At 57.0% G+C, this 12,222-nt stretch carries 17 protein-coding genes; 2 read left to right on the top strand and 15 right to left on the bottom strand.

Annotated elements, in window-relative coordinates; all coding sequences use genetic code 11:
- Positions 1-159: 159 nt before the first annotated feature.
- The 12 genes from rpmD to SIB92_RS18510 all read right to left on the bottom strand — a co-directional run bounded on the left by rpmD (position 160) and on the right by SIB92_RS18510 (position 6,752).
- On the bottom strand, positions 160-348 hold the full coding sequence (gene rpmD / locus SIB92_RS18565; RefSeq protein WP_058238294.1) for a 50S ribosomal protein L30: 189 nt from the start codon (positions 346-348) through the stop codon (positions 160-162).
- A gap of 13 nt (positions 349-361) precedes the next feature.
- Positions 362-925 (bottom strand): 30S ribosomal protein S5, encoded by a 564-nt coding sequence (gene rpsE, locus SIB92_RS18560; RefSeq protein ID WP_093325872.1) that lies wholly within the window; start codon positions 923-925, stop codon positions 362-364.
- Positions 926-1,041: 116 nt separating this feature from the next.
- On the bottom strand, positions 1,042-1,404 hold the full coding sequence (gene rplR, locus SIB92_RS18555; protein WP_294116169.1) for a 50S ribosomal protein L18: 363 nt from the start codon (positions 1,402-1,404) through the stop codon (positions 1,042-1,044).
- A gap of 11 nt (positions 1,405-1,415) precedes the next feature.
- A complete protein-coding gene (rplF, locus tag SIB92_RS18550) occupies positions 1,416-1,949 on the bottom strand; it encodes a 50S ribosomal protein L6 (RefSeq protein WP_295178099.1) in 534 nt (177 codons plus the stop codon).
- Between the two features lie 10 nt (positions 1,950-1,959).
- Positions 1,960-2,349 (bottom strand): 30S ribosomal protein S8, encoded by a 390-nt coding sequence (gene rpsH, locus SIB92_RS18545; protein ID WP_294116163.1) that lies wholly within the window; start codon positions 2,347-2,349, stop codon positions 1,960-1,962.
- Positions 2,350-2,361: 12 nt separating this feature from the next.
- Complete coding sequence (gene rpsN / locus SIB92_RS18540) at positions 2,362-2,667, bottom strand: 30S ribosomal protein S14 (RefSeq protein ID WP_010437098.1); 306 nt, start codon at positions 2,665-2,667, stop codon at positions 2,362-2,364.
- A gap of 18 nt (positions 2,668-2,685) precedes the next feature.
- Complete coding sequence (rplE, locus tag SIB92_RS18535) at positions 2,686-3,246, bottom strand: 50S ribosomal protein L5 (protein WP_412553421.1); 561 nt, start codon at positions 3,244-3,246, stop codon at positions 2,686-2,688.
- Complete coding sequence (rplX, locus tag SIB92_RS18530; protein ID WP_294116157.1) at positions 3,239-3,550, bottom strand: 50S ribosomal protein L24; 312 nt, start codon at positions 3,548-3,550, stop codon at positions 3,239-3,241. Before rplX ends, rplE begins: the two co-directional genes overlap by 8 nt.
- Position 3,551: 1 nt before the next feature.
- Positions 3,552-3,920 (bottom strand): 50S ribosomal protein L14, encoded by a 369-nt coding sequence (gene rplN, locus SIB92_RS18525; RefSeq protein ID WP_294116156.1) that lies wholly within the window; start codon positions 3,918-3,920, stop codon positions 3,552-3,554.
- Positions 3,921-4,019: 99 nt separating this feature from the next.
- Positions 4,020-4,250 carry a 30S ribosomal protein S17 gene (gene rpsQ / locus SIB92_RS18520; protein ID WP_294116154.1) on the bottom strand — a complete coding sequence of 77 codons (231 nt, stop codon included), beginning with the start codon at positions 4,248-4,250 and terminating at the stop codon, positions 4,020-4,022.
- A gap of 14 nt (positions 4,251-4,264) precedes the next feature.
- Positions 4,265-4,465 (bottom strand): 50S ribosomal protein L29, encoded by a 201-nt coding sequence (gene rpmC / locus SIB92_RS18515; RefSeq protein ID WP_294116152.1) that lies wholly within the window; start codon positions 4,463-4,465, stop codon positions 4,265-4,267.
- Between the two features lie 208 nt (positions 4,466-4,673).
- The gene (locus SIB92_RS18510) at positions 4,674-6,752 is read right to left on the bottom strand and encodes a hypothetical protein (RefSeq protein WP_412553420.1); all 2,079 of its coding nucleotides are present in this window, start codon (positions 6,750-6,752) and stop codon (positions 4,674-4,676) included.
- A gap of 172 nt (positions 6,753-6,924) precedes the next feature.
- Between SIB92_RS18510 and SIB92_RS18505 the strand changes: the two genes are divergently transcribed.
- On the top strand, positions 6,925-7,551 hold the full coding sequence (locus SIB92_RS18505) for a LysE family translocator (protein WP_412553419.1): 627 nt from the start codon (positions 6,925-6,927) through the stop codon (positions 7,549-7,551).
- Here SIB92_RS18505 and SIB92_RS18500 read toward each other — a convergent pair.
- The 3 genes from SIB92_RS18500 to SIB92_RS18490 form a co-directional block, all read right to left on the bottom strand.
- On the bottom strand, positions 7,548-8,537 hold the full coding sequence (locus SIB92_RS18500) for an AraC family transcriptional regulator ligand-binding domain-containing protein (RefSeq protein ID WP_412553418.1): 990 nt from the start codon (positions 8,535-8,537) through the stop codon (positions 7,548-7,550). The two genes, SIB92_RS18505 and SIB92_RS18500, sit on opposite strands and share 4 nt — an antisense overlap.
- A 114-nt stretch (positions 8,538-8,651) precedes the next feature.
- The gene (locus tag SIB92_RS18495) at positions 8,652-8,897 is read right to left on the bottom strand and encodes a hypothetical protein (protein ID WP_412553417.1); all 246 of its coding nucleotides are present in this window, start codon (positions 8,895-8,897) and stop codon (positions 8,652-8,654) included.
- Between the two features lie 297 nt (positions 8,898-9,194).
- Complete coding sequence (locus tag SIB92_RS18490; RefSeq protein ID WP_412553416.1) at positions 9,195-9,815, bottom strand: 2OG-Fe(II) oxygenase family protein; 621 nt, start codon at positions 9,813-9,815, stop codon at positions 9,195-9,197.
- A 202-nt stretch (positions 9,816-10,017) separates the two neighbouring features.
- Here SIB92_RS18490 and SIB92_RS18485 point away from each other — a divergent pair, with 202 nt between their 5' ends.
- Positions 10,018-12,183, top strand: coding sequence for a methyl-accepting chemotaxis protein (locus tag SIB92_RS18485; protein ID WP_412553415.1), 2,166 nt, complete (start codon positions 10,018-10,020; stop codon positions 12,181-12,183).
- The last annotated feature ends 39 nt before the right edge of the window (positions 12,184-12,222 follow it).

Here is a 12,222-nt window from a genome sequence, read left to right as displayed (position 1 = left end):
TAGATTTTGGGGGACTTTGGGCCATCCCCCCCAAGATTTAGCCCCGCCCCTCACGTCGGTCCTGGCACCGTTACCAAAGCCTAAACAAACTCACGAAAATGCAAACAAAAACGCCCCCGGAAATCCGAGGGCGTTTTCTATTTTGTCGATCAAAAAGGCTTAGTCGCGCTCTTCGATGATCTCCACCATGTGGGAAACCTTGCGGATCATCCCACGAATCGCTGGGGTATCTTCCAGCTCACGGGTGCGGTTCATCTTGTTCAGACCCAGACCCACCAGAGTGGCGCGCTGGTCTTGAGGACGACGGATCGGCGAACCGACCTGCTTAACTACGATGGTTTTTGCCATTGGTCGTTACTCCTTACTCTGCGGCTTCGGCAGGTGCTTCATCCTTGCGCAGGATGTCAGCAACTTTCTTGCCACGGCGAGCCGCAACCTGACGTGGGCTGGCTTCTTTCTTCAGCCCGTCGATGGTGGCGCGGATCATGTTGTAGGGGTTCTGGGAACCGATGGATTTCGAAACAACGTCTTTGACGCCGAGCATTTCGAAAACGGCACGCATTGGACCACCTGCGATGATCCCGGTACCTTCTGGCGCGGTGCGCATAACCACTTTACCGGCGCCGTGACGGCCTTCCATGTCGTGGTGCAGGGTACGACCTTCGCGCAGCGGCACGCGGATCATCTGACGCTTGGCTTGCTCGGTGGCTTTGCGGATGGCCTCAGGGACCTCTTTCGCTTTACCTTTACCGAAGCCTACACGGCCTTTTTGGTCACCAACAACAACCAGAGCTGCGAAGCCAAAGTTCTTACCACCTTTGGTGGTCTTGGAAACACGGTTGATCGCAACGAGACGATCGGCGAATTCCGGGGTTTCTTCTTCGCGGTTGCGACCACGGCCCCGGCGGTTTTCACGTTCTGCCATTTGGCATTCCTTTATCTACTGGCGCTTGGCGCCTGTTATCTCCGATCCCAGTGAAGCCGCAGACAAGTCTGCGACCTCCCGGATCATCGGGGGGACGCGAACGTCCCCCTCAAGTCTTAGACTTTCAAGCCACCTTCACGCGCAGCGTCGGCCAGAGCCTTCACTTTGCCGTGGAAGAGGAAGCCACCGCGGTCGAAATACGCTTCGGTCACGCCAGCTTTGTTCGCACGCTCGGCAATCGCCGCACCAACCTTGGTTGCTGCTTCGATGTTGTTTTTGCCAACCAGACCCAGATCTTTTTCCAGGGTGGATGCGGATGCCACGGTCACGCCAGCACGGTCGTCGATCAGCTGAACGCTGATGTTCTTGTTGCTGCGGTGCACGGACAGGCGCATTTTGCGATCGCCATTGACCTTGCGAAGTTTGTTCCGGACGCGCAGGCGGCGCTTGAGGAACAGTTCCCGTTTGCTGTTTGCCATCTGTCTGGTCCTTACTTCTTCTTACCTTCCTTACGGAAGATATATTCGTCCACGTACTTGATACCCTTGCCTTTATAAGGCTCTGGTTTACGCCATTCGCGGATGTTTGCCGCAACCTGGCCAACCAGCTGGCTGTCAGTACCTTCCACGATGATCTGGGTGTTCTTCGGTGTGGTCACGGTGATACCCGCTGGCACTTCGAAGTTCACTTCGTGAGAGAGACCGAGCGACAGCTTCAGAGTGGTACCCTGCATCTGCGCACGATAACCAACACCGTTGATCTCGAGCTCTTTTTTGAAGCCTGCAGTCACACCGGTTACCATGTTGGCAACGATGGTGCGGGACATGCCCCACTGCTGACGGGCGCGCTTGGACTTGCCGCGAGGAGTAACAACAACTTTGTTCTCTTCAACGGAAAGGGTCACGTCGTCAGTAGCGGTGAAAGACTGAGTGTCCTTCGGGCCTTTGATTTCGATGGTCTGGCCGGAGACAGAGGCAGTTACGCCGCTGGGCAGCTCGACCGGTTTTTTACCAATACGAGACATCTAGCTCTCCTTAGAAGACCGTGCAGATGACTTCGCCACCAACATTGTTGGAACGAGCCGCTGCATCCGACATCACACCTTTAGAGGTGGAGACAATCGACACACCCAGGCCCTGACGGACGGTTGGGATGTCATCTGCGCCCATGTATACGCGACGACCAGGCTTGGAGACCCGCTTCAGTTCGCGAATAACAGGGGTGCCTTCGTAGTACTTCAGGCTGATTTCGAACGCCGGGTGGCCGTTCTCTTCAGACGCTTCGTAACCGCGGATGTAGCCTTCGTCGGCCAGCACATCCAGAACCCAACCACGCAGCTTGGACGCCGGGGTGGATACCACGGACTTGCCACGCATTTGGCCGTTACGGATACGGGTCAGCATATCACCGATAGGATCGTTCATATCGTTCTCTCCTTACCAGCTGGACTTAACCATGCCAGGGATCTGACCAGCAGAACCCAGCTCGCGCAGCGCAATACGGCTGACCTTCAGCTTACGGTAGTAAGCGTGTGGACGGCCGGTGAGCTGGCAACGGTTGTGAAGACGGGTAGCCGAGCTGTTGCGCGGCAGTTTCGCCAGTTTCAGACGCGCTTTGAAACGCTCTTCCATTGGCTTGGACTCATCGTTTGCGATCTCTTTGAGCTCGGCGCGCTTTGCTGCGTATTTCGCAACCAGACGCTCCCGCTTCTTCTCGCGCTCGATCATTGCTTTTTTAGCCATGTCGTAATCCTCTCAGCCTTACGCGATGAACGGCATGTTGAAATGCTTCAACAGGCTCTGCGCTTCGGCGTCGGTTTCAGCAGTGGTGGCGATGACGATATCCATGCCCCAGTTCTCGTCGACTTTATCAAAGTCGATTTCTGGGAACACGATGTGCTCTTTCAGACCGGTGGCGAAGTTGCCACGGCCGTCAAAGCTCGGCTTCACACCACGGAAGTCGCGGATGCGTGGCATCGCAACGGTGATCAGACGATCGAGGAATTCGTACATACGGTCGCCGCGCAGGGTCACCTTGGCACCCATCGGCATGCCTTCACGTACACGGAAGCCAGCGATGGAGTTCTTTGCCACGGTGGTCAGAGCTTTCTGGCCCGCGATTGCGGTCAGATCTGCCTGTGCCGACTTGGCTTTCTTGCTGTCCTTAACGGCTGCACGGCCACAGCCGATGTTCAGCACGATTTTGTCCAGCGAAGGGATCTGCATGTCGTTCTTGTAGCCGAACTCTTCTTTCAGAGCGGCGCGGATGGAATCCTTGTAGAGCGACTTCAGACGTGGGGTGTAGTCTGCGGAATCAAGCATCAATCACGTCCCCTGTGGTCTTTGCGAAGCGAACCTTCTTGTCACCTTCCATGCGGAAGCCAACACGGGTTGCTTTGCCGTTTTTGTCCAGGAATGCCAGGTTGGACAGTTCGATCGGCATCGCCTGAGGGATGCGACCGCCCTGAGAGGTCTGGCTTTGCTTGGTGTGACGGATGGCGATGTTGATGCCTTCCACAACAGCTTTACCGGCTTTGGGGTCAACAGAGGTGATAGTACCCTCTTTGCCTTTGTCCTTACCGGCCAGAACGACGACCTTGTCGCCTTTTTTCAGCTTAGCAGCCATCTTACAGCACCTCCGGCGCGAGCGAGACGATTTTCATCATGCCTTTTGCGCGAAGCTCACGAACAACTGGGCCAAAGATACGAGTGCCTACTGGCTCGTTGGAGTTGTTCAGGATTACGGCTGCGTTCCGGTCAAAACGGATTGCAGTGCCATCTTCACGACGGACTTCTTTTGCGGTGCGAACGACAACGGCCTTACGGACGTCACCTTTTTTAACGCGACCACGTGGAATGGCTTCCTTAACCGAGACAACAATGATGTCGCCTACGGATGCGTATTTACGCTTGGAACCACCCAGAACCTTGATGCACTGAACTCGGCGTGCGCCGGAGTTGTCAGCTACATCCAGATTTGTTTGCATCTGGATCATGTGGTTTCTCCCGACCTATGGGGCAGCGATGCGTGCTGTGTCCCCCAGGGTTTCGACTAACTGTAAAGTCTAGTCGCCAGGAGTCTCGAATTGAGACTCTTAGGCTTCCAGAACTTCCCAGCGTTTGGTTTTCGAACGCGGTGCGCATTCGATAATGCGAACAGAGTCACCTACTTTGTAGGTGTTGTTCTCATCGTGAGCCCGGTATTTCTTGGACTTACGAATGGTCTTCTTCAGAACCGGGTGTGTAAAGCGACGCTCTACGGACACAGTTACGGTCTGGGCGTTGGCGTCCGAAGTAACGGTGCCTGTCAGGATACGTTTGGGCATCTATCTAGCTCCTATTACTCTGCAGCCGACTTGGCTTTTTCGTTCAGGATGGTCTTCACACGTGCTGCGTTGCGACGCGCTGCACGGATCTGAGCCGCGTTTTCCAATTGGCCAGTGGCTTGCTGGAAACGCAGGTTGAACGATTCTTTCTTGAGGTTGGCCAGCTCTTCACGCAGCTGATCCGGCGTTTTTTCACGCAGTTCTTTGGCGTTCATGCGCCTCTTCCTTTCTCATACATCAGAGGGCGCCCGAGTATGTGCGGGGTGACCCTTTTGTCTGATGGACAAATACAAAACACACGAATCCCGCATACACGGAATCCATGAGATGGCGCTCTATACGGGGGAGTCGGGGGGATGGCAAGGGAAGATCGCATTTTCCGCCCATAAAACAAGGGCCAGCCCCCAAAGTGTCTTTCTACGATCAGACGCAGACCACAGGCGCCGGGTCGCTGCCAACCAGGATCGCGGGATCCGCGCCCACTAATGTCAGCTGGTCCGGCGTCAAACCCTCGGTGTCACAGGAGATCAACATCTCCAGGTCTGGATAGATGTCGCTCTGGTAGGTCACCACCACACCGTCGTCCTCAATGTGCACCGAAGCTGGCTCAAAATCCTCATTGGGCGAGCTGATGTGCAACTCCAGAGTCTCCGTCGCAGGGTCAAAGTCGCCCAACTCGACAACATTGGACCGCACACCGGTCCCTGCCTCATTTCCCCAGTGTTCCAAAACGTTGTTCAGATCGTACGACTCGTGAACCTCGTCGTTCACTGAAACAACGAAATGGTCGGTCCCCTCACCGCCATTGATTGCGCCCATTTGGTTACGCGGGAATTCGGCAAAGTCACTTTCCGCATGGACATGAAGCGTATCATTGCCCTCTCCGCCATCCACGTTGATCACATATCCGGTGCCATCCCAAGAGCGCCCCATAGAATGGATCACATCATCGCCTGCACCGCCGATCAGCGTCGCATTGTCGGACGTGCGGGCGTCAATCGTGTCGTTGCCCTCACCGCCGTCGATAGTGAGGACTTCACCATAGGTCTCTTCCACCTCAAACAGGTCGTCTCCTGCGCCACCAGAAAGATGGGAGCCAATAAACGGACCAACAATCGTGTCGTCGCCCCCGCCCAAATCAATGTCCAACTCGACATGGAGATCGGAGTATAATCCTCCCGGCGGCATGGCATCCACAAAATCATCCCCGTCGCCAAGAGTGAGACCTTCACCCGCAATTTCGGCCGCCACAAGCTGCTCAAAATCCACAACCGCGCCGCTGGTGTCTTCCTCCTCCGGGCATTCATCCATGACCAGGATCGTCGGATCCACCCCAACCAGCGTAACCTGCTCAGGGGTCAAGCCTTCCGTATTGCAAGCGATCAACATCTCCAGGTCTGGATAAATATCGCTTTGGTAGGTGACCACCACACCGTCGTCCTCAATGTGCACCGAAGCTGGCTCAAAATCCTCATTGGGCGAACTGATGTGCAGCTCCAGAGTCTCCGTCTCTGGGTCAAAGTCGCCCAATTCAACAACGCTGGATCGCAAGCCAGTGCCCACATCCTTTTCCAGGTGTTCCGGTGGCACGTCAAAATCGAAGAATTCATCGACCTCATCATTTACGGCAACAACAAAATGGTCGGTGCCGTCTCCTCCGTTGATGGCGCCCGCTTGAATGAGCCCCCTCTCGGAAAATTCGCTAACACCATCCACATGCAGGGTGTCATTCCCCTCGCCGCCGTTCACATTGATCTGGTATTCGGTGGCAACCCACGATCGCCCCCTACTGTGGATGACGTCGTCGCCAGCACCACCGTGAACATCGACGTCGGATGAGTTGTTCACATCGATAGTGTCGTTGCCTTCGCCTCCATCAATGGTCAGAAGTTCATCACCAGTCTTGTCGACATCAAACACATCATCCCCAGAGCCGCCGTCTATTGTAGCGCCCCAGAACGGCCCAACAACCGTGTCATCGCCTCCACCGAGATCAAGCTCCACCTCGACATGAAGGTCAGAAAACGGACCGCCCGGAGGAGTGGCATCAACATAATCATCCCCGCCACCAAGCGCGAGCCGCTCCCCCGAAATTTCTGCGGCCACAAGTTGCTCGTAAGAAACGGTCTCGCCACACACAGCTTCAGGGGCAGGGCTTTCATCCACAACCGGATCCGGCGCTTCGTCGGTTGCCGTCTTTGTGCCCGCACCCTCTGCACCTGCGACCACACCCGCACCCTCTTCGGCAGCGTCTGCTTCATCTTCCGGCGCAGTGACCTCTTCTTCAGCAGGCTGCGCCGTTCCAGAAGCCCCCTCCGTGCCTCCAGCACTCTCAACGCCGCCACCGGATGCCATATCAACGCCTGACGTGTCCGCCCGTGCAGCCGCGTTCTCGCCGTCTGTCTCCGTCTCTGCTGAGTTTGCCTCATCTTCGTCATAGTGATCGATGACAACAGAGGCGACACCAGCGCTGGCCATGAGGCCCAGAAGAACAAGCAACATACGGGAATCCAGTCAATAAAATTCTCCCTAAAAGTGAACCTCCGGCTGCCTGCTGTCAAGACGATCACAAGCCCCATTACAGTCCGCACCTTCCCTCCTGGCATCGTTGTCACTACAACACTCCGAGATTTGCGCGGCGCCTGCCAAAGCGCACACTTTGGGAGGAGTGACCATGATACCTGTCGACGTAGCGATCCTGTTTATGGGCGCGGCCATTGCCCTGGCGCTGGTGCCGGGGCCGGACAACATCTTTGTGCTGACCCAATCGGCTCTGCATGGCCGTGTGGCAGGCCTAACGGTGACACTTGGCCTCGCCAGTGGCCTGATCTTTCACACCACCGCCGTCGCGCTGGGTGTCGCGGTGATCTTCCAGACCTCGCAAGTGGCCTTTGCCATCCTGAAATACATCGGCGCGGCCTACCTCGCTTATCTGGCGGTCAAAGCCTTCACCGCGGCCAAGTCCAACCTCGACGGCGACGCCCCTGCACCGGAAACAGCCGCCAAGCAATACATCCGCGGCCTGATCATGAACATCGCCAACCCCAAAGTGACGATCTTCTTCCTCGCCTTCCTGCCTCAGTTTGTCGATCCGACCAATGGCCCGCTGGTCCTGCAGTTCTACCAGCTCGGCTTCCTCATGATCATCGCCACCCTGTTGGTCTTCGGCTCGGTGGCTCTGGCCGCGGGCTGGCTTGGCGATTGGCTGAAAAACTCGCCCACCGCGCAGATCTGGCTCAACCGCCTCGCAGGTGTTGTCTTCATCGCCCTGGCCGTGAAACTGGTCACCGCTGAACGCTAAGCCCTCTGGGAAGCGTCCAGCCCCGCCACAAAGGCACTGGGCGCCGCACCACTCCAGCCCTTAAACGCAGTCGAGAAGCTGGCCTGATCTTTGTAGGCCAGCAAAAATGTGGTCTCCGTGACCGACCGCCCGTCCCGCAGATGCGCCTTCGCCAGCCGGTAGCGCAACCCATTGCACAGGTCGCGATAGCTCCCGCCTTCGGCACCAAGCCGCCGTGTCAACGTGCGCCGCGTGATGCCCAACTGCTCCGCCACCTCGTCCGCCGTCAAAAACCGCTCCGGTAAGGCCTGCACCAACATACGCTCCACCCTGTCCCACAACCGCCCATCGTCGGCATCCAGATCCCGCAGCTGCGTCTCCGCCAGCCGCGTCAGATGTGTCACCAAATCCGGGTCATGCGCCTCCAGTGGCACATCCGGCACGCCCTGCGCAAACCGCAGCCCATTAAACCCGCCGCCAAACTGCACCGGACAGCCCGCGATCCGTTCATAGGCCCGCACGTCGCCAAGTGCGGCATGTTTGAACACCACCCGTGTCGGTCGCGTGTCCCGCCGCGTGATGCTCTGAATCCGCGCCAACACGCCAAACACCAGAAACTCTTGAAACCGCTCGTTGGCCTGCAACCCCGCGTCCAAAGACAGAACCTCCAGCGCCTCTCCGTCCGCTATCTCGCGCAATTCAAACCGCGTTGTCGGGTCTGCCAGACTGTAGAACCTGGCCGCATGCTCCACCGCCACACGTAGGGTCTTTGAACTGGCCGCAATATAGGACGACAGGGTTGGCGCATCGCGATAGCCAATCCCGACCTGCGCGCCAATCGTCGGATCGTGCGCCTCCAAACAGGCCGCCCGGATCAACGCCGCCTCCTGCTTCACCGTGGCCAACTGCTTAGCACCGGGATACCGCCCCACCTTGCGCAGCAACCGCTCCGCAACTTGCCCGCCCAGCTTGCGCTGCAACGTTTCACTGACGTAGGCAAATCTCACACTGCGCACCTGTTTCATAAAACCACTCTAGCGTTCGCGGGCTGCCGGGGAAGCCCCAAAGGCAAAAGCCCCGCCCGGATGGGGCGAGGCTCTTGCTTACACTATGCAGCGGGATCAGCCGTTGCGGTTGTCCTGTTTGCAGTCCCGCTTGTCGGCCCCGGCCACACCTTCGGTCTGGCGGCAGTCCTGACGATCGCCCCGACGATCCTGACGGCGGTCCATCCCGATGGTACCGGCAACCTCATAGCTCTCGGTCATCACCGGCTCGGTGGGGCCAGGCGCGGAGGTCACTGGGTAGGCAAAAGCCAAAGGCGCGGTCAGAGCAACAACAACGGCGGCGGAAGCAAATTTGGTGAACATGGGGGTGGTTCCTTTCATTTGAGGTTTTCTGTGTTCCTTTGATGAAAGGGATATGGGGGCCATCTTGACCGGTAGCATTGGAATTTGGGAAGGTTGCATTTGAATTTGGGACACCCGGAAAATTCACCCACCAAAAGCAAAAGCCGCCCAAACCGGGGCGGCTTTCTGAATGTATGTCGCAACGGCTGCGCACGTTGGCTTAACCTGGCGAGCCTCGTCAAAACCCGCACCTCCGCGATACAGTCGCAATACCGACAAAATACCGACGTGGCTTTTGGCAGGTTAACGGGGCAACACCTACTCCCAAATATAGTTGAAGCTGACGCTCACCCGCTCGTCTTCCGCCATGTTCATCGGCACCTCATGGCGCAACCAGCTTTCCCACAAAAGCACGTCGCCAACCTCTGGTTTCATATAGATAAATGGCTGCAAATCCCGCCGGGAGCCCTTCTTACGCACCGGCGATGCCATCATTCGCCCCGAGCGCGGATCTTCCAGTTTCAGCGCACTCGCCCCATCCGGCATCGACACATAGGTGGTCCCGCTGATCACAGAATGCGGATGGATATGGGAGGCATGCATCCCCCCCTGCGGCAGGATATTGATCCACAAATCCTCAAGTTTCAGGGACTTACCATCGAGATCAAACTCCAGATCCTTGGCAAAAGCCGCCACGTGTTGGTCCAGAGACGCCACCACATCCGCAAAAATCGGGAAGCGCCACGGCAAATCCGTCAGCGAGGCATAAGACGTATAGCCGGGATAGGCATTGGCCTCGCACCATTCCTGCCCCGCCTCATCATCTTCCGCAATCGAGAAACAGGACGCTTCCAGCTCTTCCGCATCCACAGGCGTGCCAAATTCGGACAAGCGCGCGCGGTAAAGGCGGGTCACAAAGAGAGATTCGATGGTCGACATATCAGTTTCCAGTCGTAGCTAGTTTTTTTTATCGAGACACGCGTCGGTAGAAACCTTCGCTTAATCCCCTTGAAACGTTGGCAAAAAGAATCGCCTAATTTTTGGGCTAAACCCCCGTTTTTTAAGGCCACACTCTATTAACTCCTGCTTGCTACATCTCATTGTCACACTCGCAATCCGCCTGTCCAGGAGCAGGAAAACCATGAAACGCAAGATCACAGTCTCATTCGCGATCCTTTCAATCATCGTCATGGCCATTGGCGTCATGGGCGGTCTCGCCGGGATCTCGCTATACTCTCATAAAATGCGTGATGACATGCAAAAACGTGTCGCACTCATCGAAGAAGCCACCATCGCAGTCGAAAACCTGAAGATTGAATTTCTGATGGCACGACGAAATGAAAAAGACTTCTTGCTCCGATTGGACGAAAAATACGTCGGCCGTCATGCTGCGACCATGGAGCGCCTGCGTGAACACCTCGGCGCGCTGGAAAGGGTTCTACCACAGGTCGAGGGTCTTGAAGTGACAACCGAAAACCTGGCCCCGCTGGTGGACAATGCCAACCGCTATGAGGCCAGCTTCAAAGATGTGGTGACAAGCAACAAGAGGCTTGGACTCACAGACGCGCAAGGCCTGCGCGCCCAATTGGGCGAAGCCGCCGCGACAGTAACCGACAGCCTCAAGGATGTTGCCATTCCGGTTTTGAAGGTCAATGTGCTGACCATGCGTCAGCACGAAAAAGACTTCATGATCTCCGCAGATCCGAAGTGGCTGGACGAAGTAAATGCGCGGCTGACCGAATTCGAAGGTTTCCCGGTCTTCTTCTATGACAGTGCGGAACAGCGTGAGGCCATTCTGCCTGTGATGGCGGCATACAAAAAAGCGTTTGAATCTCTGGTCTCGGAAACCCTGAAAGAACGCGGTTTCCGCAAGGACGTTTCGGCGCGCTATAAGGATGCCTCTCCTTACATGGATGCCATTCTGACCGATGTAACCGCTGCCCTGGAGAACATTCTGCACGAAAGCAAACTGGTAAGCGAAAAAGCCCAGCAAAGCTCTCAGTGGGCGGCGATCATTGGTGCTGGTCTGTTTGCAATCTTCGCCTTCTTCTTGGCACGTGGCATCTCCCGCCCGCTTAAGCGCATCGACGCTGTGCTGAAGGACATGATGAACGAAGACTTCTCCAAAGAGATGCCAAAGTCGGGCATCCGCGAACTGTCGGCCATTGCTGAAGCTGTGGGTGACTTCCGCAAGCAGGAAGAAACCAAAGTTCACATGACCCGTGAAATCACCAAGGTGATCGAGGCCTGTGGCGAAGGCGACTTCTCCCGTCGCATCGACACTGCCGGCTCCGAAGGTGTCTTCAAAGACCTCGGTCAGGGCGTGAACGCCATTGGCGAAGTGGCCCAGAAAGGTTTGGGCGACGTCCAGGAAGCCCTTGAAACCCTAGCAACTGGCGATCTCACCCATGAGATGCCTGAAGGCCAGAAAGGTGTCTTCAAAGACATCTCGGACACCATCACCCACCTGACAGACAGTCTCGACGGTATGGTGCGCCAGCTGTCCGCCTCCAGCCAGGTGCTGAACCACACCTCACAAGAGATCTCCTCCTCGGTGGACGATGCCTCCCGTCGCGGTGAAATCTCTGCCGCTTCCTTGGAAGAGACCTCCTCCTCGCTGCAAACTGTTGCGCAGACCGTCAACCACACGGCCCAAAGCGCACAGGAAGCCCGCACCCACGTCAACAACGCCCAGAAAAAGGCCGAGTCGACCCGTGAAGTTGCGGACCAGACGGTCGAGGCGATCCAGAAGATCAAAGAAAGCTCTGACGCGATTTCCCAGATCAGCGGCCTGATCGAAGACGTGGCCTTCCAGACCAACTTGCTGGCGCTGAACGCTGGCGTGGAAGCCGCCCGTGCAGGCGACGCAGGCCGAGGGTTCGCAGTTGTGGCCTCCGAGGTCCGGGCACTGGCGCAACGCTCCTCTGACGCGGCGCATGAGATCAACACACTCATCTCCAGCTCGCAAGCCGAAGTTGCCAACGGTGTGGATCTGATGGACGAAACCGGCAACTCGCTTGGCGAAATTATGCAAGCTGTTGAACAGGTTGTGGGCAAAGTCCGCGAGATCGCCGAGAACGCGGTGGATCAATCCACCGGCCTCAAAGAGGTCAGCGCCGCGGTCGAAAACCTCGACAGCGACAGCCAGAAGAGCGCCGCCATGCTCGAAGAGACCGCTGCCTCTGGTCAGGTCCTGCGCGGCGAAGCCGAGAATTTGGTCCGTGCCGTGGATGGCTTCACGCTCAAAGGTGAGACGTCCTCCCGCACCGCCGAAGACGAGCTCGACGACGAGTGGGACGCGGCCTAACTCCAAGGCTCATCTGGTCCCCTTGCAAGCTCTCGCCAC

The organism is Shimia sp. MIT1388 (assembly GCF_047124445.1).
Lineage (GTDB): Bacteria > Pseudomonadota > Alphaproteobacteria > Rhodobacterales > Rhodobacteraceae > Shimia.
The sequence above is the reverse complement of the archived record's forward strand: the minus strand, read 5'-3'. Positions and strand labels throughout refer to the sequence as shown.